23 protein-coding genes are annotated in these 18766 nt (G+C 67.5%); 14 read left to right on the forward strand and 9 right to left on the reverse strand.

Translation table 11 applies throughout. From position 1 onward, the window contains the following. Positions 1 to 14: 14 nt before the first annotated feature. Positions 15 to 1670: a thiamine pyrophosphate-binding protein gene (locus EV655_RS14370; protein WP_132546037.1), complete on the reverse strand. Its 1656-nt coding sequence runs from the start codon at positions 1668 to 1670 to the stop codon at positions 15 to 17. 118 nt (positions 1671 to 1788) lie between these two features. Between EV655_RS14370 and EV655_RS14375 the strand changes: the two genes are divergently transcribed. Together EV655_RS14375 and EV655_RS14380 are read left to right on the forward strand one after the other, a co-directional pair. Beyond that, the gene (locus tag EV655_RS14375) at positions 1789 to 2331 is read left to right on the forward strand and encodes an NADPH-dependent FMN reductase (protein WP_132546039.1); all 543 of its coding nucleotides are present in this window, start codon (positions 1789 to 1791) and stop codon (positions 2329 to 2331) included. Positions 2332 to 2411: 80 nt separating this feature from the next. Beyond that, entirely contained in the window at positions 2412 to 3230 is an 819-nt protein-coding gene (locus EV655_RS14380) for an HTD2 family dehydratase (protein WP_132546040.1), read from the forward strand. A 45-nt stretch (positions 3231 to 3275) separates the two neighbouring features. Here EV655_RS14380 and rnhA read toward each other — a convergent pair whose 3' ends face one another. The 6 genes from rnhA to EV655_RS14410 all read right to left on the reverse strand — a co-directional run bounded on the left by rnhA (position 3276) and on the right by EV655_RS14410 (position 6983). Further along, positions 3276 to 3728 (reverse strand): ribonuclease HI, encoded by a 453-nt coding sequence (gene rnhA, locus EV655_RS14385; RefSeq protein WP_132546042.1) that lies wholly within the window; start codon positions 3726 to 3728, stop codon positions 3276 to 3278. Between the two features lie 50 nt (positions 3729 to 3778). Then, a complete protein-coding gene (locus EV655_RS14390) occupies positions 3779 to 4378 on the reverse strand; it encodes a class I SAM-dependent methyltransferase (RefSeq protein WP_243645089.1) in 600 nt (199 codons plus the stop codon). Beyond that, a complete protein-coding gene (locus EV655_RS14395) occupies positions 4375 to 4824 on the reverse strand; it encodes a DUF3429 domain-containing protein (protein WP_132546044.1) in 450 nt (149 codons plus the stop codon). The genes EV655_RS14390 and EV655_RS14395 overlap by 4 nt, the downstream gene beginning before the upstream one ends. 57 nt (positions 4825 to 4881) lie before the next feature. Next, complete coding sequence (ispH, locus tag EV655_RS14400) at positions 4882 to 5832, reverse strand: 4-hydroxy-3-methylbut-2-enyl diphosphate reductase (RefSeq protein WP_132546046.1); 951 nt, start codon at positions 5830 to 5832, stop codon at positions 4882 to 4884. A 61-nt stretch (positions 5833 to 5893) separates the two neighbouring features. Further along, positions 5894 to 6340, reverse strand: coding sequence for a YqaA family protein (locus EV655_RS14405; RefSeq protein ID WP_132546048.1), 447 nt, complete (start codon positions 6338 to 6340; stop codon positions 5894 to 5896). A 67-nt stretch (positions 6341 to 6407) separates the two neighbouring features. Then, the gene (locus EV655_RS14410) at positions 6408 to 6983 is read right to left on the reverse strand and encodes a LabA-like NYN domain-containing protein (protein ID WP_132546050.1); all 576 of its coding nucleotides are present in this window, start codon (positions 6981 to 6983) and stop codon (positions 6408 to 6410) included. 114 nt (positions 6984 to 7097) lie between these two features. Here EV655_RS14410 and folK point away from each other — a divergent pair, with 114 nt between their 5' ends. The 9 genes from folK to era all read left to right on the forward strand — a co-directional run bounded on the left by folK (position 7098) and on the right by era (position 14715). Continuing rightward, a complete protein-coding gene (gene folK / locus EV655_RS14415) occupies positions 7098 to 7736 on the forward strand; it encodes a 2-amino-4-hydroxy-6-hydroxymethyldihydropteridine diphosphokinase (protein ID WP_132546052.1) in 639 nt (212 codons plus the stop codon). Positions 7737 to 7772: 36 nt separating this feature from the next. Continuing rightward, on the forward strand, positions 7773 to 8135 hold the full coding sequence (gene rpoZ / locus EV655_RS14420; RefSeq protein WP_132546054.1) for a DNA-directed RNA polymerase subunit omega: 363 nt from the start codon (positions 7773 to 7775) through the stop codon (positions 8133 to 8135). A 47-nt stretch (positions 8136 to 8182) separates the two neighbouring features. Continuing rightward, positions 8183 to 10303 carry a RelA/SpoT family protein gene (locus tag EV655_RS14425; protein ID WP_132546056.1) on the forward strand — a complete coding sequence of 707 codons (2121 nt, stop codon included), beginning with the start codon at positions 8183 to 8185 and terminating at the stop codon, positions 10301 to 10303. Positions 10304 to 10332: 29 nt separating this feature from the next. After that, on the forward strand, positions 10333 to 10977 hold the full coding sequence (locus EV655_RS14430) for a DUF2062 domain-containing protein (protein WP_132546058.1): 645 nt from the start codon (positions 10333 to 10335) through the stop codon (positions 10975 to 10977). A gap of 21 nt (positions 10978 to 10998) precedes the next feature. Next, the gene (locus EV655_RS14435; RefSeq protein ID WP_132546060.1) at positions 10999 to 11748 is read left to right on the forward strand and encodes a pyridoxine 5'-phosphate synthase; all 750 of its coding nucleotides are present in this window, start codon (positions 10999 to 11001) and stop codon (positions 11746 to 11748) included. 82 nt (positions 11749 to 11830) lie between these two features. After that, positions 11831 to 12232: a holo-ACP synthase gene (gene acpS, locus EV655_RS14440; protein WP_132546061.1), complete on the forward strand. Its 402-nt coding sequence runs from the start codon at positions 11831 to 11833 to the stop codon at positions 12230 to 12232. Between the two features lie 93 nt (positions 12233 to 12325). Beyond that, the gene (gene lepB / locus EV655_RS14445) at positions 12326 to 13117 is read left to right on the forward strand and encodes a signal peptidase I (protein WP_132546062.1); all 792 of its coding nucleotides are present in this window, start codon (positions 12326 to 12328) and stop codon (positions 13115 to 13117) included. A gap of 4 nt (positions 13118 to 13121) precedes the next feature. Next, positions 13122 to 13811: a ribonuclease III gene (gene rnc / locus EV655_RS14450; protein WP_132546063.1), complete on the forward strand. Its 690-nt coding sequence runs from the start codon at positions 13122 to 13124 to the stop codon at positions 13809 to 13811. Beyond that, positions 13804 to 14715, forward strand: coding sequence for a GTPase Era (gene era / locus EV655_RS14455; RefSeq protein ID WP_132546064.1), 912 nt, complete (start codon positions 13804 to 13806; stop codon positions 14713 to 14715). Before rnc ends, era begins: the two co-directional genes overlap by 8 nt. Here era and EV655_RS14460 read toward each other — a convergent pair. Next, positions 14676 to 14906: a hypothetical protein gene (locus EV655_RS14460; RefSeq protein ID WP_132546065.1), complete on the reverse strand. Its 231-nt coding sequence runs from the start codon at positions 14904 to 14906 to the stop codon at positions 14676 to 14678. The two genes, era and EV655_RS14460, sit on opposite strands and share 40 nt — an antisense overlap. A gap of 69 nt (positions 14907 to 14975) precedes the next feature. Between EV655_RS14460 and EV655_RS14465 the strand changes: the two genes are divergently transcribed. Together EV655_RS14465 and recO are read left to right on the forward strand one after the other, a co-directional pair. Continuing rightward, complete coding sequence (locus tag EV655_RS14465) at positions 14976 to 15308, forward strand: DUF1491 family protein (RefSeq protein ID WP_132546066.1); 333 nt, start codon at positions 14976 to 14978, stop codon at positions 15306 to 15308. A gap of 55 nt (positions 15309 to 15363) precedes the next feature. After that, positions 15364 to 16089: a DNA repair protein RecO gene (gene recO, locus EV655_RS14470; RefSeq protein WP_132546093.1), complete on the forward strand. Its 726-nt coding sequence runs from the start codon at positions 15364 to 15366 to the stop codon at positions 16087 to 16089. Between the two features lie 62 nt (positions 16090 to 16151). Here the strand turns inward: recO and EV655_RS14475 are convergent, their stop codons facing one another. Beyond that, the gene (locus tag EV655_RS14475; RefSeq protein ID WP_132546067.1) at positions 16152 to 17837 is read right to left on the reverse strand and encodes an acyl-CoA dehydrogenase family protein; all 1686 of its coding nucleotides are present in this window, start codon (positions 17835 to 17837) and stop codon (positions 16152 to 16154) included. 166 nt (positions 17838 to 18003) lie between these two features. Here EV655_RS14475 and EV655_RS14480 point away from each other — a divergent pair, with 166 nt between their 5' ends. Beyond that, complete coding sequence (locus EV655_RS14480; protein WP_132546068.1) at positions 18004 to 18765, forward strand: sulfite exporter TauE/SafE family protein; 762 nt, start codon at positions 18004 to 18006, stop codon at positions 18763 to 18765. The last annotated feature ends 1 nt before the right edge of the window (position 18766 follow it).

Below are 18766 nucleotides of genomic sequence, written 5' to 3' on the forward strand. Positions count from 1 at the left end.
CGGGCCCTGCTGCCTCAGCGCGCCCTGCCCATCGCGCGTGCCTCGCTCAGCGTGAAGCTGGTCGCCAGCGCCTCGGGGTCCAGCCGCAGTTCCACGACGAAGGGAACGTCTGCGGCCAGCGCGCGGTCCATCGCCGCCGGAAACTCGGACTGGTCCGCCACCACCACCCCGTCGCCGCCATAGGCCCGCGCCAGCGCCGGATAGTCCGGGTTGGCCAGATCGGTGCCACTGACCCGGCCGGGATAGGTCCGCTCCTGGTGCATGCGGATCGTCCCGTAGCGCCCGTTATTCGCCACGATCACCACCATGTTCGCCCCGTGCTGCACCGCGGTCGACATCTCGTTCAGCGTCATCTGGAAACAGCCGTCGCCGGCAAGGCAGATCACCGGCCGGCCGGGATGTTCCAGCTTTGCCGAGATCGCTGCCGGAAAGCCGTAGCCCATGGATCCCGAGGTCGGTGCAAGCTGCGTTCCGTAGCCCTTGAATGCAAAGTAGCGGTGCAGGAAGGCCGCGTAGTTGCCCGCCCCGTTGGTCACGATCGCGTCCTCGGGCAGGTGGTCCGAGAGCCAGGCGATCACCTGTTCCATCTTCACTGCGCCAGGGGTTTCCCGGGGCGTGGTCCAGGCGTCGTAGTCGCGCCGCGCGGCGGCCGTCCATTCGGCCCAGGGGCCGGGCTGGCCGGTCAGGCGTGCAAGTGCGGCGACCATGGCGGGGGCGGGCAGCGCGATGCCTGGATCGGGTCGCCACACCCGGCCAAGCTCGTCCGGGTCGGGATGGACATGGACGATGCGCGGTCCCGGCCTTGCCGGGTCGAGCAGGGTATATCCGTTGGTCGCCGTGTCGCCCAGCCGCGTGCCCAGCGCCAGCACAAGGTCTGCCTCGGCCAGCCGCGTCCCGAGTTTCGGGTTCATCCCCACACCCAGATCGCCCGCGTAATGCGAATGGCGGTTGTCCATGTGGTCCTGCCGGCGGAAGGTGGCGGCCACGGGCAGGTCGAAGGCTTCGGCGAAGCTGGCCAGATGGGCCGCGGCCTCGCGCGACCAGTGCGGTCCGCCGACCACCACCAGCGGGCGCCGGGCGTGGCTCAGGGCGTCGGTGATGGCGGCCACCTGCGCCGGGCTGGCCACGGGCGCAAGGCGGGCGGGCGGGGCCAGGTCTGGCACGTCCGCCTCGGCGCTCAACATGTCCTCGGGCAGGGCCAGGACCACCGGGCCGGGGCGCCCCGACGTCGCGACGTGGAATGCATGCGAGATGTATTCCGGCAACCGCTCTGTCTGGTCGACTTCGGCGGCCCACTTCACAAGCGGACCGAAAAAGCGGCGGTAATCGACTTCCTGGAACGCCTCGCGGTCACGGTCGCCCCGCGCGATCTGGCCGACGAAAACGACCATCGGGGTCGAATCCTGCCGTGCCACGTGCAGGCCACTGGCCGCATTGGTCGCCCCCGGCCCGCGGGTGACGAACAGTACGCCGGGCGTGCCGGTCATCTTGCCATGCGCCTCGGCCATCATCGCCGCGCCGCCTTCCTGCCGGCAGACGATGTTCGGGATGCCCGCGTCATACAACCCGTCCAGTGCGGCGAGAAAGCTCTCGCCCGGCACCGAGAAGACCCGCTTGACCCCCTGGACCGCCAACTGGTCCGCCAGGATGCGCCCGCCATGCCGTGCCATGCTTTGTCCTCCATCGCCTGTCGCGCGGCACCCTGCGCCAGACGCCGGGCGGGGGCAAGGCGCTTGCACATCGCCAGCCGCGCCTTAGCTATGGGGCGACACCGGATGGAGGATGGGCATGGCTGAACACAGGCTTCTGGGGATTTCCGGATCGCTGAGGCGGGGCTCGTTCAACACGATGCTGATGCGCGAAGCGGCGCGGATCTTCGACCCGGCCGAGTTCGCCGAGGCCGACCTGCGGCTGCCGCTCTATGACGGCGATATCGAGGTGCGCGACGGCATCCCCGCCCCCGTTCAGCGGCTCGCCGACCAGATCGCCGCGGCTGATGCGGTGGTGATCTCGGGGCCGGAATACAACAAGTCGATCTCGGGTGTTCTCAAGAACGCGCTCGACTGGGTCAGCCGGACCAAGGGCGCCCCCTGGGCCGACAAGCCGGTGGCGATCCTGTCGGCAGCCGCGGGGGCCGCAGGCGGGCCGCGCACGCAGTTCGCGCTGCGCCATTGCATGGTCGCCTTTCGCCCGCGCCTGCTGCAGGGGCCCGAGGTTCTGGTCGGCAATGCCAGCCAGCAGTTCGACGATGCCGGCCGTCTGACCAACGAGGTCGGGCTGAAGTTGCTGGCGGAGTTGATGGCCGCGTTGAAGGCCCAGATCGGGCGCTAGGCGCGGCTGGCGGGCACGCTCGACTGGCTGCGCTGCGATGCGCGTTGCACCTTTCTTTTGCTGCGGCTAGCGTCGCGCCCATGCACGAGGCCGTGGGCAGAACGCAAACCCTACGCGACGCGATGGACCCGGTCCGGGCCGCCGCGCTGCATGCCGCGCTGGCACTCGACGGGCCGCCGCCGGGGGAGCGTAGCGTGCTGCTGCCCTTCTTCCATCAGGTCTATTTCTGGGAGGCGCGCCCGCCCGCCGAGCTGGGCCGCGACGGCCATCCGGCGGTCGGCGGGTTCATCCCGGATCTGGGCCTGCCGCGGCGGATGTGGGCTGGCGGACACCTCACCTTCTACGGCACGCTTCGCGCCGGAATCCCCGCCGAAAAGACCACGACCGTCGAGGCGGTGACGCGCAAGCAGGGCCGGACCGGGCCGCTTGCCTTCGTCACGCTGCGCCATGACATCGTGCAGGCGGGCGTCCTGCGCGTCAGCGAACGGCAGGATCTTGTCTACCGCGAGGACCCGCGCCCCGACGCACCAAGGCCCGCGCCGCCCATCGCCCCCGCGGATGCCGAGGACGAGATCGCGGCGGTATTCTCACCGACGCTGCTGTTCCGGTATTCGGCGCTCACCTTCAACGGCCACCGCATCCATTACGACCGCGACTATGCCATGGACGTCGAGGGCTATGGCGGGCTTGTCGTCCACGGGCCGCTGCTGGCGCAGCTTCTCATGCTGCGGGCCACGGCGCGCGGGCCGCTGCGCCAGTTCGGCTTTCGTGCGTATTCCGCGCTGCTGGATCACGAGACGGCGACGATCTGCCGGTCGGGCAACCGGCTCTGGATCCGGGGTCCGGACGGCCGGCTTTGCATGTCGGCCGATGTCGAGCACGGGGAAGATCGCTTCTGAGCGTCTTGCCGGTGAAAGCCCCGGCTGCTGCCGCAGGAACCCGAACTACCGCTTGAACGGCGCCATGCCCGCGCGCGCCAGTTCGTCGGCCCGCTCGTTCTCGGGGTGGCCGGCATGGCCCTTGACCCACTCCCAGCGCACCTCGTGGCTGGCCTGCGCTGCCTCCAGCCGCTGCCACAGCTCGACATTCTTCACAGGCTTCTTGTCGGCGGTCTTCCAGCCGTTCCGCTTCCAGCCGTGGATCCAGCCGGTCACGCCGTTCTTCACATAGGCGCTGTCGGTGACGATGGTGATCTTCGATGGCCGCGTCAGGCTTTCCAGCGCGTTGATCGCGGCCAGCAGTTCCATCCTGTTGTTGGTGGTCGCAGCCTCGCCGCCCTTCAACTCGCGCTCCTTGACCACGCGCTCGCCGTCCTTGGCCTGCAGCAGCACACCCCAGCCACCCGGCCCGGGGTTCCCGCTGCAGGCCCCATCGGTATAGGCGTAAAGCTCTGGCATGTTCCCTCCGCTGCTCGGACGCGCAGGTTTAGGGGGCCCGCCAAGGGGCGTCAATCGCGCCGGGCGGTCAGGAAGACGCTTTCGCACTCGGTGCCGTCAAAGCCCATCGTGGCCGCCACTTCCTCGGCCTCGATGGCGAATCCCGCGGCGGTGACGAGTCCGGTCAGTTCCCCGCGCCCGACATAGGTATAAAGCCGCCCCAGCCGGTCGCGCCCCTCGCCCTCGCCCAGCTTCAGCGCCAGTGCCAGCCGCCCGCCGGGCCGCAGCGCGCGGCGGATCGCGGCAAGGTGGCCGGGCAGCGCTGCGCGAGGCGCGTGAAGCAGGCTGAAATGCGCCCAGATCCCGTCAAGCGCACCTTCGGCGTCCAGTGCAGTGAAAGGCGCGACCACGACCTCGATCCCATGGCGGTCGCGCGCCACCTGCGCCATCTCGGGGCTCGCGTCCACGGCGGTGACGTTCAGCCCGGCCGCGCGCATGGCCGCAGCGGCCCAGCCCGGCCCGCATCCAAGGTCGAGCGCCGCTCCCCCCGGGGGCAGCGCCGAAATGAAGGCCGCAAGCCGCCGCGCGGTGTCGGGCCCGTGGTGCAGTTCGGAATAGTCCCGCGCCCGCGCCGCGTAGACGGCCAACGTCTGCGCGTCCGGCGCCGTCACGGCAGCGACACGGCGAGGCAGGCCACCACCACGGCGGTCAGCGGGATCCTCAGCCGCATCCACCAGCGGGGCGCGAGGTTGACCTGCCAGTAGAACGCATCCAGCAAAAGCAGCCCCGCATAACCCGCGATCAGCGCGATCACCGAGCTTTCAGCGCCGCCCCCCACCATGAAGAAGGCCCAGAGCGCCGGAATCACCGACAGCGCATACCCGATCCCGGCCCGCGCGCCCTCGGCCTTGGTCGCAAAGCCCCAGAGCACGCCCGACATGAAGGCCAGGATGATCGTGCCGTAGAAATTCAGCACGTAGATGCCGATGAAGCGCGGGCCGAGATTGGCCGCTCCGAATTCGGAGAGCCCGGGAAAGACCACTGTCCCCGCCCCCCAGAGGAACGGGATCAGCCCGGCAAGGCCCAGGATCAGGGCGGAAGTCGGCACCTCTTTCATCGAAACTCCGGATCGTCTGGGGATGTGCCCGGATCGTGCCGGGCATCGTCAGGTGCCTCAGGCCGGTTCACGCACGATGCGGGGCAGGCGGAACTCGATCTTCTCGGTGGCGGTCACCACCGGTTCGACCGTCAGGTCGAACCGGTCACGGAACGCCTGCACCACCTCATCGACCAGCACGTCGGGGGCCGAGGCGCCCGCGGTCAGGCCAACCGCCGACACGCCCTCGAGCGCGCGCCAGTCGATATCGGCGGCGCGCTGGATCAGTTGGGAATAGTCGCAGCCCGCGGCCGCCCCCACCTCGACCAGCCGGCGCGAGTTCGACGAGTTCGGCGCGCCGATCACCAGGATCGCCTGCACCTTGGGCGCCAGCGCCTTGACCGCGCCCTGGCGGTTGGTGGTGGCGTAGCAGATGTCTTCCTTGTGCGGCCCCTCGATATTCGGGAACCGCGCCTCAAGCGCCCGGACCACGCCCGCGGTGTCGTCGATCGACAGGGTGGTCTGGGTGATGTAGGCCAGTTGGTCGGGATCGCGCACGGTCAGATCCGCAACCTCGTCGGCGGTCTCGATCAGCAGAACCTCGCCCTCGGGCAGCTGGCCCATGGTGCCGATCGTCTCGGGGTGGCCGCGATGGCCGATCATCACGATCTGCTTGCCGTTCTCGTGGTGGCGGGCCGCTTCCAGATGCACCTTGCTGACCAGCGGACAGGTGGCGTCGACATAGATCATCTCGCGCCGCGCGGCCTCTTCGGGCACCGATTTCGGCACGCCGTGGGCGGAAAAGATCACGGGGCGGTCGAGCGGGCACTCGTCCAGATCCTCGACGAAGACGGCGCCCTTGTCGCGCAGCCCGTCGACGACGAACCTGTTGTGCACGATCTCGTGGCGGACGTAGACGGGCGGGCCCCATTTCTCCAGCGCCATCTCGACGATCTTGATCGCCCGGTCGACACCGGCGCAGAATCCGCGCGGCGCGGCGAGGTAAAGGGTCAGCGGGGGCTTGGTCATGGCGTCTCTCCTGTTCGTCCAAGAGGTAAACCCACGGGCCTTTGTCGTCCAGCCCCGCGGCCTAGCCGGCGGCCGCCGCCGTGGCCCAGGCAAGCGCGGCATATCGCCCGGTCTTGGCAATGGTGACCAGCGCGAGGAATATCCAGACCGGCGTGCGCATCATCCCCGCGACCACGGTAAAGCCGTCGCCCAGAGGCGCCCAGCTCAGCAAGAGTGTCCAGACGCCCCAGCGCGCATACCAGGCCTGTGCCCGGTCCAGTTGCCGGGCGGAGGCTGGAAACCAGCGGCGTCCGCGGAAATGCTCGACCCAGCGGCCGAGCACATAGTTCACCACCGCGCCCAGCACGTTGCCTGTGCTGGCTACGACGATCAGCCAGCCTGTGCCGATATCGCCAGCAAGTTGCAGGGCGACGAAGACAACTTCGGACTGGAACGGCAGCACGGTGGCCGCGCCGAAGGCGGCGGCGAAGAGCGTGACGGATTGTGCGATGAGATCGAAGCCAGGCATCAGGCATCAAATGCGGCCTGTGGCCTGGCTTTCAAGGACGGGCCGGCGGGGTTCCCGGCCCGTCCGCTCATCCGTTCTGCGGCACCTCGGCGCGCTCGGCCACGTGGCGCGGCTCGCGCGGGGGGCGGCCGATCACTTCCTTCAACTCGTCGAGCTCGATGAAGTTGTCGGCCTGGCGGCGCAACTCGTCGGCGATCATCGGCGGCTGGCTGCGGATCGTGGACACGACCGACACGCGCACGCCCTGACGCTGCAGGCTCTCGACCAGCGGCTTGAAGTCGCCATCGCCCGAGAACAACACGATGTGATCGACCCGCGGCGCCAGTTCCATGGCATCCACCGCCAGCTCGATGTCCATGTTGCCCTTGACCTTCCGCCGACCCTGGCTGTCGGTGTACTCCTTCGCGGGCTTCGTCACCATGGTGAAGCCGTTGTAGTTCAGCCAGTCGACGAGGGGACGGATCGGCGAGTAGTCGTCGTTGTCGAGAAGGGCAGTGTAGTAAAATGCGCGCAACAGCTTGCCACGGCGCATGAATTCCTGCCGGAGAAGCTTGTAGTCGATGTCGAACTCGAGCGCCTTGGCGGCCGCGTAGAGGTTCGAGCCGTCGATGAAAAGCGCCAGGCGCTCATCTCTGTAAAACATTCGGGCTCCTTTTCCGATGTGCCCGCGGCTGGGAAGATCGTGAGTGGTTGGAACAATGCGCACTGAAATACAAAGTGCTGCGGGACACCGCCCAAAATCTAAGGATAGAGTCGGATGCCGCAACCGAGAAATTATGCAAAAACTACTCCAAAAGGACAAGTTGCCTTGGGAACAAATGTCGCGGTCGGTGAGGCGGGCCTGTCCGGAACGCTGGCGGCGGCGCTGGCGGCGCTCGATTGCGAATCACTTCGCGTGACGCAGATAAGCCGTTTTTATAGCACACCATGCTGGCCCCCGGGCGCCGGTCCCGATTTCGTGAATGCGGCCGCCGAGATCGAGACCGAGCTTTCGCCGGACGCGGTTCTGGCGCGGCTGCACGCGGTCGAGGCGGTCTTTGGCCGTGATCGTGGTACGCGTTGGGCGGCGCGCACGCTCGATCTGGATCTGCTCGCCATGGGCGATCTCGTTCTGCCAGATGCCACGACCCAGACCCTATGGCGCACGCTGCCCGCCGAAGCGCAGGCCCGCGAGGCGCCCGACCGGTTGATCCTGCCTCATCCGCGGATTCAGGACCGTGCCTTCGTGCTTGTGCCGCTGGCCGATATCGCGCCCGACTGGCGCCACCCGATTCTCGGCCTGACGGTGGCCGAGATGCTGGCCGCGCTGCCTGAGGCGGAAAAGGTCGGGATTTCGCCGGTTTCTGGTCCGTGGGCGGGGCTTTCCGCCCTTGTCAAGACCTTTGAGACCCAATAGAGAGGGGTTTCAACCTCCCAAGGATCGGAGTGCGCCATGGCCCGCGTGACGGTAGAAGATTGCGTTGACAAGGTTCCGAACCGGTTCGAGCTGGTTCTGCTCGCTTCGCATCGGGCGCGCGAGATCGCCGCGGGCGGGGCGCTGACCATCGACCGCGACAACGACAAGAACCCCGTCGTCGCGCTGCGCGAAATCGCCGAAGAGACCCAGTCCGCCGACGACCTGCGCGAGCGGATGATCGAGGCGAACCAGACCCAGATCGAGGTCGACGAGCCCGAAGAGGATTCCATGGCGCTGCTGATGGGGGGCGGCGCTGGAGAGGCGGATCGCCCGGTCGACGACGACATGTCGGAAGAAAAGCTGCTGCGCGCCCTGATGGAAGCGCAGGCGCAGAAGTAACCCCCGGGCGCGCGCCCCGAGCGCGCCCCCCATAGGCTTGCGGCCGGATGATCGACGTCGAAGACCTGATCTCGCTGGTCCGCAACTATAACCCCAGGACAGATGCAGACCTGATCCGGCGTGCCTATGCCTACGGGCGCGAGATGCATGCCGGGCAATTGCGCCGGTCGGGCGAGGAGTACTTTACCCATCCGGTCTCTGTCGCCGCGATCCTGACCGAACAGCGGCTGGACGATGCGACCATCATCACCGCGCTGCTGCACGACACGATCGAGGACACGAAATCCACCTTTTCCGAGGTCGAGCGGCTGTTCGGCCACGAGGTCGCGGAACTGGTGGACGGGGTGACCAAGCTGACAAACCTGCAGCTGTCCTCGTCCGAGACCAAGCAGGCCGAGAACTTCCGCAAGCTGTTCATGGCGATGTCCAAGGACCTGCGGGTGATCCTGGTCAAGCTGGCCGACCGGTTGCACAACATGCGCACGATCAAGTCGCTGCCGCATGACAAGCAGGTCCGGAAAAGCCACGAGACGATGGACATCTTCGCGCCGCTCGCGGGCCGGATGGGCATGCAGTGGATGCGCGAGGAACTGGAGGACCTGGCGTTCCGCGTGCTGAACCCCGAGGCGCGCAACTCGATCATGCGCCGCTTCATCACGCTGCAGCGCGAATCGGGCGACGTGATCCAGAAGATCACCCAGGACATCCGCAAGGAGCTGGAGCGCGAGGGGATCGAGGCCGATGTCTTCGGCCGCGCCAAGAAGCCCTATTCGATCTGGCGCAAGATGGAAGAGAAGGAACTGGGTTTCTCGCGCCTCTCGGACATCTACGGCTTTCGCGTCATCACCGAGACCGAGGGCGATTGCTACCGGGTGCTGGGCGCGATCCACCAACGCTGGCGCGCGGTGCCGGGCCGGTTCAAGGACTATATCAGCCAGCCCAAGTCGAACGGCTATCGTTCGATCCAGACCACGGTTTCAGGCCGCGACGGCAAGCGGGTCGAGGTGCAGATCCGCACCCGCCAGATGCACGAGGTCGCCGAGGCGGGAGTGGCCGCGCACTGGTCCTATCGCGACGGGGTGCGGGCCGAGAACCCCTTTGCCGTCGACCCGGCGAAATGGATTGCCTCGCTGACCGAGCGCTTCGAGAACGCCGAGGATCACGACGAGTTCCTTGAGCACGTCAAGCTCGAGATGTATTCCGACCAGGTCTTCTGCTTTACCCCCAAGGGCGACGTGGTCAAGCTGCCCCGGGGCGCCACGCCGCTGGACTATGCCTATTCGATCCATACCCGAATCGGCGACAGCTGCGTGGGCGCCAAGGTCGACGGCATCCGCGTGCCGCTGTGGACACGCCTCAAGAACGGCCAGTCGGTCGAGATCATCACCGCCGAGGGCCAGCGCCCGCAGGCCACCTGGATCGATATCGTGGTGACCGGCCGCGCCAAGGCCGCGATCCGCAAGTCGCTGCGGGAAGAGGACCGCGAACGCTATATCAAGCTGGGCCGCGAACTGGCCCGCGTGGCCTTCGAGCATGTCGGCAAGAGATCCACCGACAAGGCGCTTAGGACAGCGGCGCGCAGCTTCGGCCTGCATGGCGCGGCCGAATTGCTGGCCCGCCTCGGCAGCGCCGAATTGCGCGCGCAGGACGTGGTCGAGGCGCTTTATCCCGAGCTTGCCACCTCGGGCGGCGACGAGATCGACGCCAGCCGGGCGGTGGTGGGCCTGTCGCCGGACGAAACCTTCGCCCGAGCGCCCTGCTGCCAGCCGGTCCCCGGCGAGCGCATCGTCGGCATCACCTGGCGCGGGCGCGGCGTGGTGGTGCATGCCATCGACTGCCCCGTTCTGGAAAAGTTCGAGGATCAGCCGGACCGGTGGGTCGATCTGCACTGGCATTCGGGCAAGCACCCGGCGGTGCACAGCGTGGGGTTGTATCTGACCATCCGCAACGACGCGGGGGTGCTGGGGCGCATCTGCACCTTGATCGGCGAGCAGAAGGCCAACATTTCCGACATGGAATTCCTGGACAAGAAGCCGGATTTTTACCGTTTGCTGATTCAGGTGGACCTGCGTGATGTCGAGCATCTGCATACCGTGATGACCGCCCTTGAGGCGGAAAGCGACGTGGCCGAGATCGAACGCTATCGAGACCCCGCGCGCGCCGAGTAGGGCGCGTCCCAGACACGAGGACGACCGGCTTGGTGTTCAAGCGCCGCGACAAGCGAAGGTTCGGGCAGGTGATGCTGGACAGCGTCTATCCGCGCGGCGGATGGGGGCGGGCATTCTATTACGTCAGTCACCGGCTGCGGCGGCTGCCCGATCCGCCGCACAGGATCGCGCGCGGCATCTTTGCCGGCGTCTTCGTGTCCTTCACGCCGTTCTTCGGCCTGCACTTCATCCTTGCCGCGCTGCTGGCCAAGACGATGCGCGGCAACATCCTCGCCTCCCTTCTGGCCACCTTCTTCGGCAATCCGCTGACCTATGTGCCGATCGCCGTGGTGTCGCTCGAGACCGGCCATTTCCTGCTGGGAACCGAGTTCGACGAGACCACCCACAGAACCCTGGTGGGCAAGTTCGCGGGGGCCGGTGCGGATCTGAAGGACAACCTGCTTGCGATCTTCAGCAATGCCGAGGCGAACTGGGCCAAGCTCTCGCAATTTTACAACGAGGTGTTCCTGCCCTACCTGATCGGCGGCATCGTTCCCGGGATCGCGGCGGGGCTAGTGGCCTACTATCTCAGCGTTCCGCTGATCACGGCCTATCAGAACCGCCGCCGCGGGCGGCTGAAACAGAAACTGGCCGAATTGCGCCGCAAGGCGATGCAGGCCGATGACCGGCCCTGAGGGGCGGGCAAGGGGGATATTATGGCGGACGGGACGCATCTGCGGCTGGGTGTCAACATCGACCACGTGGCGACCGTGCGGAACGCGCGCGGCTCGGCCTATCCCGACCCGATCCGGGCGGCGAGGCTGGCCGAGGAGGCGGGCGCCGACGGGATCACCGCCCATCTGCGCGAGGACCGGCGGCATATTTCGGATGCCGATATCGAAAGGTTGATCGAGGCGCTGACGGTCCCGCTCAACTTCGAGATGGCCGCCACCGACGAGATGCAGGCGATCGCGCTGCGCCACCGCCCGCATGCGGTCTGCCTTGTGCCCGAAAAGCGCGAAGAGCGGACGACCGAGGGCGGGCTCGAGGTTGCCAAGGACGAGAACCGGCTTGCGCATTTCATTGCCCCGCTTCGTGAAGCGGGGTGCCGGGTGTCGATCTTCGTGGCCGCCGACCCGGTGCAGATCGAGGCCGCCGCCCGGATCGGTGCGGCGGTGGTGGAACTGCACACCGGCGCCTATTGCGACCTGCATGCCGAAGGGCGCATCGACGAGCGCGACGCCGAACTGGAACGGCTGCGCGACATGGCGGCCTATGCCGACGGACTGGGGCTGGAGGTCCATGCCGGCCACGGTCTGACCTTCGAAACGGTCGGTCCCGTGGCGGCGTTTCCGCAGGTGCGCGAGTTGAATATCGGTCATTTCCTGATCGGCGAGGCGATCTTCCGGGGGCTTGGCCCGGCGATCGGCGAGATGCGCCGGCTGATGGACGAGGCCCGCGGGTGACCAGACGGCGGGCCTGCGCCTTTTGGAAATTCCGGGCGAAACACGTCGAAGCCTCCCGGCCACAGACCCGAAGGGCGGTTCAATGATCCTCGGCATCGGCACCGATCTGGCCAATATCGAGCGTGTGCAGCAGACGCTTGACCGGTTCGGCGACCGGTTTCGCAACCGTGTCTTCACCGAGGCCGAGCAGCGCAAGGCCGAGCGCCGCGCCGACGTCGCCGGCACCTATGCCAAGCGCTGGGCCGCCAAGGAGGCGTGTTCCAAGGCGCTGGGCACCGGCCTGCGGATGGGGATCGCCTGGAAGGACATGGGCGTGACCAATCTCGAGACCGGCCAGCCGGTGATGCGGCTGACCGGCTGGGCGGCCGAGCGACTGGCCGAGATGACGCCGCCGGGGCACGAGGCGATCGTCCATGTGTCGCTGACCGACGATCACCCCTGGGCGCAGGCCTTCGTGGTGATCGAGGCCCGGCCGCTTGGCTGAGCCCGCGCCTGACCGGCCGGGCGGGCGGTCGCCTTGACAGCCCCGCCCTGCCCACGCATGAAGCGACAACCGAACAGAGGCAGGACCGGGCAGATGGCAAAGACGGGCGAGAAGCAGGCCGGCGGTATCGCCGAGACGATCAAGACCATCTTCTGGGCGCTGGTGATCGCGGGCGTCTTCCGCACGCTGTTCTTCCAGCCGTTCTGGATTCCGTCAGGGTCGATGAAGGACACGCTGCTGATCGGCGATTTCCTGTTCGTCAACAAGATGGCCTATGGCTATTCCCGCTATTCCTGCCCCTTCGCGCTGTGCCCGTTCGAGGGCCGCATCCTCGAATCCGACCCCGAGCGCGGCGATGTGGTGGTGTTCCGTCACCCGGTGAACGGCTCGGACTTCATCAAGCGGCTGGTCGGTCTGCCTGGCGATACCGTGCAGATGAAGCAGGGCGTGCTGTATCTCAACGGCGCGCCTGTCCAGGTTGCCCCCGCGGGCCAGTTCGAAGAGGTCTATCGCCAGCAGGGTCCGATGGGCTACTATCCGCAATGCGAGAATGCGCCTGTGGGCGAGGGCGGCACCTGCACCAAGTCGCGCAGCGTCGAAACGCTGCCGAATGGCGCGTCGCACAGCATCCTGAACATCCGCGACGGGTTCTTCTCTGACAACACGCCGCTTTTCACGGTGCCCGAGGGCCATTACTTCTTCATGGGCGACAACCGCGACAACAGTCAGGACAGCCGCTATGCGCAGGCGAATGGCGGCGTGGGCTTCGTGCCCGCGGCAAACCTGATCGGACGGGCCGACCGGGTCATGTTCTCGTCCGCCGGGCGGTCTCTGTTCTTCGTCTGGACCTGGCGGCCCGACCGATTCTACAAGAAGGTCGAGTGAGCTGGTGAAACTCTCGGCCGACATCGCCGCGTTCAGCAATCGTCTCGGGCATGACTTTTCCCGGCCCGAGCTTCTGGTGCGGGCGTTGACCCATTCCTCTCTGTCGGCGCCGACGCGCCCCGACAACCAGCGGCTGGAATTCCTTGGTGACCGGGTGCTGGGCCTCGTGATGGCCGAGGCGCTGCTCGAGGCCGACACGGGTGCCACCGAAGGCCAGCTTGCGCCACGGTTCAATGCGCTGGTGCGGCGCGAAACCTGTGCCGACGTCGCCCGCGGCATCGGGCTGGGCGATGTTCTGAAACTGGGCCGGTCCGAGATGATGTCAGGCGGTCGGCGCAAGGAGGCACTTCTGGCCGATGCGATGGAGGCGGTGATCGCCGCGGTCTATCGCGATGCGGGCTTCGAGGCGGCCAAGGCACTTGTCCTGCGGCTTTGGGGTGCACGGATCGGCGCGGTCGATCCCGATGCGCGCGACCCCAAGACGGCGCTGCAGGAATGGGCCCAGGCCCGCGGCCTGCACCCGCCGCACTATGTCGAGATCGCCCGCGAAGGGCCCGACCATGCGCCGCAATTCACCATCGTCGCGCGGCTGTCCACGGGCGAGGAAGCGCGGGCGACCGCGGGGGCCAAGCGGCAGGCCGAACAGGCGGCAGCCAAGGCGTTGCTGCAGCGGATGGAGAATCCCGATGGCTGAGACGCGCGCGGGCTTCGTCGCCCTGATCGGAGAGCCCAATGCGGGCAAGTCCACCCTGCTGAACCGCATGGTGGGCGCAAAGGTCTCGATCGTCACCCACAAGGTGCAGACCACCCGGGCCCGCATCCGGGGGCTGGCGATCGAGGGCAACGCCCAGATCGTCTTTGTCGACACGCCGGGGCTTTTCCGTCCGCGGCGGCGGCTGGATCGCGCGATGGTGGCCGCCGCCTGGGGCGGGGCCGCGGATGCCGATATCGTGGTTCTGCTGGTCGAGGCGCACCGGGGCCGGACCGAGGGCGTGGACGCGATCCTCGCCGCGCTGGCGGAACGGGTGCACGAGGGGCAGACCGTCGCGCTTGCCATCAACAAGATCGACCGGGTCAAGGCCGAGGTGTTGCTGGCGCTGTCGGCCGACCTGAACGAGGCCTATCCCTTTGCCCGCACCTTCATGATCTCGGCCGAGAAGGGCTATGGCGTGGACGACCTGCGCGCCTGGCTGGCCGAGACGCTGCCCGAAGGGCCCTGGCTTTACCCGGAGGACCAGATCGCCGATCTGCCGATGCGGATGATCGCGGCCGAAATGACGCGGGAAAAGCTGACGCTGCGGCTGCACCAGGAGTTGCCCTACGAACTGACCGTCGAAACCGAGGCCTGGGAGGACCGCAAGGACGGATCGACCCGGATCGACCAGATCGTCTATGTCGCGCGCGACGGCCACAAGGGCATCGTGCTGGGCCACAAGGGCGAGACGATCAAGGCTGTCAACCAGGCAGCCCGCGCCGAGATCGCCGAGTTCCTGGGCCGCCCGGTGCATCTGTTCCTGACGGTCAAGGTACGGCCCGGCTGGCTGGAAGAGGCCGAGCGCTATTCCGAGATGGGGCTGGATTTCCGCGAGGGCGACTGATCGGCCTCGGCCGGTTGCCGGCCGAAGAAGTGGCCGAGGATCGTCCAGTAGATCACGAGGCAGACCGCGAGATTGGCCAGCAGCATGAAGACCAGCACCGGAAAGGCGCGGATGCCCATGGCGAAGACCACGATGTCGAGCACGATGGCGGCGGCGATGACCGGTTTCGAGAATGGCGGCAGGGTGGGCATGTCAGGCTTTCGTCTTGGGGTGGCTTGGGATCAATCTAGCGTTATCCGGGGCGCAGGCCAGAGGCCAGCATGTCGCCGCGCCTGACCGCCGAGTTCTGGGTCACGGCCTATCTCGCACGGCTGCGGCTGGCGGGCATCCCGGCCTTCGTCGTGGCCCATGGCGACGACACGGCCGGCGCCGTGCTGGTCAAGCTCAATACGCTCGACGGGCAGGCCCGGGCCTTTCAGCGGTCCTTCGATCTGGCGACCGGCGCACGGGCTTGGGTCGTGCTGGCCGAGGGGGAAGAGCGTGCGGTGGATGCGGCATTGGCACGCCAGAGGGGCTTTGATCCCGATCTCTGGGTGATCGAGGTCGAGGATCGCGCGGCGCGCCACCTTCTGGACGAGGACGGGCTCGCGTGACGCGGGTGCCGAACCTCGGCTATCCTTGCCGCGGCGGCGACCGGGGCGGCGGATGATCGAGTGGCGGGACGAAGGCGCGGTGCTAACCGTGCGGCCGCATGGCGAAAGCGCGGCCATCGTCGAGCTGTTCACCGCCGCGCATGGGCGACACATGGGCGTGGTACGTGGCGGTGCCGGGCGGCGCATGGCGCCGGTGCTGCAACCGGGCACGCAACTTGCCGTCACGTGGAAGGCGCGGCTGGAGGATCATATCGGCAGCTTTACCGTCGAACCGGTGAGAAGCCGCGCCGCCCATGTGCTGGGCGATGCGCGCGCGCTGGCGGGGCTGAACGCGCTGACGGCGCTTTTGTCGTTTTCCCTGCCGGAGCGGGCGCCGCATCCCGCGCTATACGCCCGGTCGGTGACCCTGCTCGACCTCCTGGGCCATGCCGATGCCTGGCCGCTCGCCTATCTGCGCTGGGAACTGGCGCTGCTGGAGGAGATGGGGTTCGGGCTGGATCTTTCACGCTGCGCGGTGACGGGCGAGCGTGACGATCTGGTCTATGTCTCGCCGAAATCGGGCCGCGCGGTCAGCGCCGGGGCCGCGGGAGAGTGGGCTGACCGTCTGCTGCCCCTGCCGCCCTGCCTGCTGGGGCAGGGGCCGGTGCGGGCCGAGGAGATCGCCGAGGGGCTGCGCACCACCGGCCATTTCCTGGAGAAATGGCTGGCGCCCGCGCTTGGAGACAAACCCCTTCCGGGCGCCCGGGCGCGGCTGGTCGATCTTCTTGGCCGGAGGATGTAAGGTCTGGAACGACGACGCCCCGCGCGGCGGCCAGGGCGTCTTCGTTCCGTCTGGTTGTGCGGTCAGTCCAGCAGGCGCCGGGCGATCACCTGCGCCTGAATCTCGGCGGCGCCCTCGAAGATGTTGAGGATGCGCGCATCGCACAGGATGCGGCTGATCGTGTATTCCAGTGCGAAGCCGTTGCCGCCGTGGATCTGCAACCCGTTGTCGGCCGCCGCCCACGCCACGCGCGCCCCCAGCAGTTTCGCCATCCCCGCCTCGAGGTCGCAACGCTGGTCGTGGTCCTTTTCCCAGGCCGCGAAATAGGTCAGCTGGCGCGCCACCATGATCTCGACCGCCATCATCGCCAGCTTGTCCGACACCCGCGGGAAGGCGATCAGCGGCTTGCCGAACTGCTTGCGGTCCTGGGCATAGCGCATCGCCACGTCCAGCGCCGACTGCGCCACGCCGATGGCGCGGGCGGCGGTCTGGATGCGGGCGCTCTCGAAGGTCTGCATCAGCTGCTTGAAGCCCTGGCCCTCGACGCCCCCCAGCAGGTTCCCGCCCTTGACCTTGAACTTGTCGAAGCCAAGCTCGTATTCCTTCATGCCGCGATAGCCCAGAACCTCGATCTCGCCGCCGGTCATGCCGGGGGTCGGGAAGGGGGTCTCGTCGGTGCCGGGCGTCTTCTCGGCCAGGAACATCGACAGCCCGCGATAGTCGCTGGTGGCCGGGTCGGTCCGCGCCAGCAGCGTCATCACATGGGTGCGCGCGGCGTGGGTAATCCAGGTCTTGTTGCCGGTGATCTCGTAATCGTCGCCCACCTTGACCGCGCGGGTGCGCAAGGAGCCGAGGTCCGAGCCGGTATTGGGTTCGGTGAAGACGGCCGTGGGGAGGATCTCGGCGCTGGCGATCTTGGGCAGCCAGTGCTGTTTCTGATCCTCGGTGCCGCCGCAGAGGATGAGTTCGGCCGCGATCTCGGACCGGGTGCCCAGCGAGCCCACGCCGATATAGCCGCGCGACAACTCTTCGGACACCACGCACATCGACGCCTTGGACAGGCCGAACCCGCCGTATTCCTCGGGGATGGTCAGCCCGAACACGCCCAGTTCGGCCATCTCCTCGATGATGTCCATCGGGATCAGCTCGTCCTTGAGGTGCCATTCATGGGCATGGGGCTCGACCCGGTCGACCGAAAAGCGGCGGAACTGCTCGCGGATCATCTCCAGTTCGTCATCAAGGCCGGTGGCCCCGACGGTGACGTTGGCCGCCTGCTGCTGCATCAACTCGACCAGACGCGCGCGGGCCGCGGGGGTGTTGGCGCCCCGGATCAGGGCCGTGACCGCGTCGCTGTGCAAGGCATGGGCGGCCTCGCCCGACACCCCAACGTCGCGCAGGCGCACGATTTCGCCCTGGCTCATCGGGATGCCGCCCGCGATCTGGGCCAGGTATTCCCCGAAGGCGATCTGGTGGATCAGTTGCTCGATCTCGCCGAATTTGCCCTGCTCCGTCAGCCGCTCGGCCCAGCCCTGCATCTGGCGCAGCGCCTGCGCATAGGTGGCAAGCCACGCCAGGCCATGGGCGGCGGTCTGGTGCGCCTCGATCAGCCGGCCCGAGATGCGATCGCCCTCGGTGACACGGGCCGCAATCGCGGTGCGCGCGGCCTCGAACACCGCCTCGACGGGGGCCAGCGCGGCCCCGGTCAGCGCCAGCAGATCGGGCAGTAGGGTGGTGTCGGCGGCGGGCATGTCCTGACCGTCATGGGGCATGAATCGTCTCCTTCTTCCGGGCTTGGGGTGACATAGGTCTTTCGCATATGCAGCGCAACAAAAATTCAATTCACGCTGGTATTTTGAAGGATAATGACAGTCGTATTTTGCGACTGCAGCGCCCGGCGATCCACGATATAGGGCGGCGAGGCAGCAAGGGAACGCCATGCTCTTCGGGCTTGACCCCCATCTCTTCGCCGCGTCCGTCGCGGTCGCGCTTTTCGCGGGTGTCGTGAAGGGGGCGGTCGGATTTGCGATGCCGATGATCCTGATCTCGGGGCTGTCTGTCTTCTTGCCGGCAGAGGTGGCGCTGGCCGGGCTGATCCTTGCGACGCTGCTGACCAACGTGGCGCAGGCGTTCCGGCAGGGCGCGGCCGCCGCCTGGGAATCGGTTGTCAGGTACCGGCTTCTGATCGGGTGCGTCGTGCTGGCGATCGGGGCCAGCGCGCCCCTGGTGACCGTTCTCTCCGACCGGGTGCTGTACCTGCTGCTGGGCGTGCCGATTGCCGCCTTCACGATCTCGCAGCTTCTGGGGCGGCAATTGATCCTGCCCGCCCGCCACCGGGCGCGCGCCGAGGTGGCGATGGGGCTGGTCGGCGGCTTTTTTGGCGGGATTTCCGGGGTCTGGGGGCCGCCGGTGATCGCCTATCTGCTGAGCTTCAACACCGACAAGCTGGAGATGGTCCGGGTGCAGGGGGTGGTGTTCCTGCTGGGCGCGGTGATGCTGATGGCCGCGCATCTGGGGTCGGGCGTGTTGAACGCGCAGACCCTGCCGTTTTCGGCCGCGCTGGTGGTGCCGGCGGCGCTGGGCATGTGGCTGGGATTCCGCGTGCAGGACCGGCTGGACCCGAACCGGTTCCGCAGGGCGACGCTGGTGGTGCTGACGGTGGCCGCCGCGAACCTGATCCGCAAGGGGTTGATGGGCTGAC

The organism is Rhodovulum euryhalinum, assembly GCF_004342445.1.
Taxonomy (GTDB): Bacteria; Pseudomonadota; Alphaproteobacteria; order Rhodobacterales; family Rhodobacteraceae; genus Rhodovulum; species Rhodovulum euryhalinum.

What these genes read in the sequence shown, in the direction of transcription:
- EV655_RS14480 (WP_132546068.1), top strand. Translation starts at nt 18,004, where the DNA reads ATGCTCTTCGGGCTTGACCCCCATCTCTTCGCCGCGTCCGTCGCGGTC.
- EV655_RS14405 (WP_132546048.1), bottom strand. Translation starts at nt 6,340, where the DNA reads ATGCCTGGCTTCGATCTCATCGCACAATCCGTCACGCTCTTCGCCGCC.
- EV655_RS14475 (WP_132546067.1), bottom strand. Translation starts at nt 17,837, where the DNA reads ATGCCCCATGACGGTCAGGACATGCCCGCCGCCGACACCACCCTACTG.
- rnhA (WP_132546042.1), bottom strand. Translation starts at nt 3,728, where the DNA reads ATGCCAGAGCTTTACGCCTATACCGATGGGGCCTGCAGCGGGAACCCC.
- ispH (WP_132546046.1), bottom strand. Translation starts at nt 5,832, where the DNA reads ATGACCAAGCCCCCGCTGACCCTTTACCTCGCCGCGCCGCGCGGATTC.
- EV655_RS14375 (WP_132546039.1), top strand. Translation starts at nt 1,789, where the DNA reads ATGGCTGAACACAGGCTTCTGGGGATTTCCGGATCGCTGAGGCGGGGC.
- lepB (WP_132546062.1), top strand. Translation starts at nt 12,326, where the DNA reads ATGGCAAAGACGGGCGAGAAGCAGGCCGGCGGTATCGCCGAGACGATC.
- EV655_RS14425 (WP_132546056.1), top strand. Translation starts at nt 8,183, where the DNA reads ATGATCGACGTCGAAGACCTGATCTCGCTGGTCCGCAACTATAACCCC.
- EV655_RS14435 (WP_132546060.1), top strand. Translation starts at nt 10,999, where the DNA reads ATGGCGGACGGGACGCATCTGCGGCTGGGTGTCAACATCGACCACGTG.
- acpS (WP_132546061.1), top strand. Translation starts at nt 11,831, where the DNA reads ATGATCCTCGGCATCGGCACCGATCTGGCCAATATCGAGCGTGTGCAG.
- era (WP_132546064.1), top strand. Translation starts at nt 13,804, where the DNA reads ATGGCTGAGACGCGCGCGGGCTTCGTCGCCCTGATCGGAGAGCCCAAT.
- EV655_RS14370 (WP_132546037.1), bottom strand. Translation starts at nt 1,670, where the DNA reads ATGGCACGGCATGGCGGGCGCATCCTGGCGGACCAGTTGGCGGTCCAG.
- EV655_RS14380 (WP_132546040.1), top strand. Translation starts at nt 2,412, where the DNA reads ATGCACGAGGCCGTGGGCAGAACGCAAACCCTACGCGACGCGATGGAC.
- EV655_RS14460 (WP_132546065.1), bottom strand. Translation starts at nt 14,906, where the DNA reads ATGCCCACCCTGCCGCCATTCTCGAAACCGGTCATCGCCGCCGCCATC.
- EV655_RS14395 (WP_132546044.1), bottom strand. Translation starts at nt 4,824, where the DNA reads ATGAAAGAGGTGCCGACTTCCGCCCTGATCCTGGGCCTTGCCGGGCTG.
- EV655_RS14410 (WP_132546050.1), bottom strand. Translation starts at nt 6,983, where the DNA reads ATGTTTTACAGAGATGAGCGCCTGGCGCTTTTCATCGACGGCTCGAAC.
- folK (WP_132546052.1), top strand. Translation starts at nt 7,098, where the DNA reads ATGCCGCAACCGAGAAATTATGCAAAAACTACTCCAAAAGGACAAGTT.
- EV655_RS14465 (WP_132546066.1), top strand. Translation starts at nt 14,976, where the DNA reads ATGTCGCCGCGCCTGACCGCCGAGTTCTGGGTCACGGCCTATCTCGCA.
- rpoZ (WP_132546054.1), top strand. Translation starts at nt 7,773, where the DNA reads ATGGCCCGCGTGACGGTAGAAGATTGCGTTGACAAGGTTCCGAACCGG.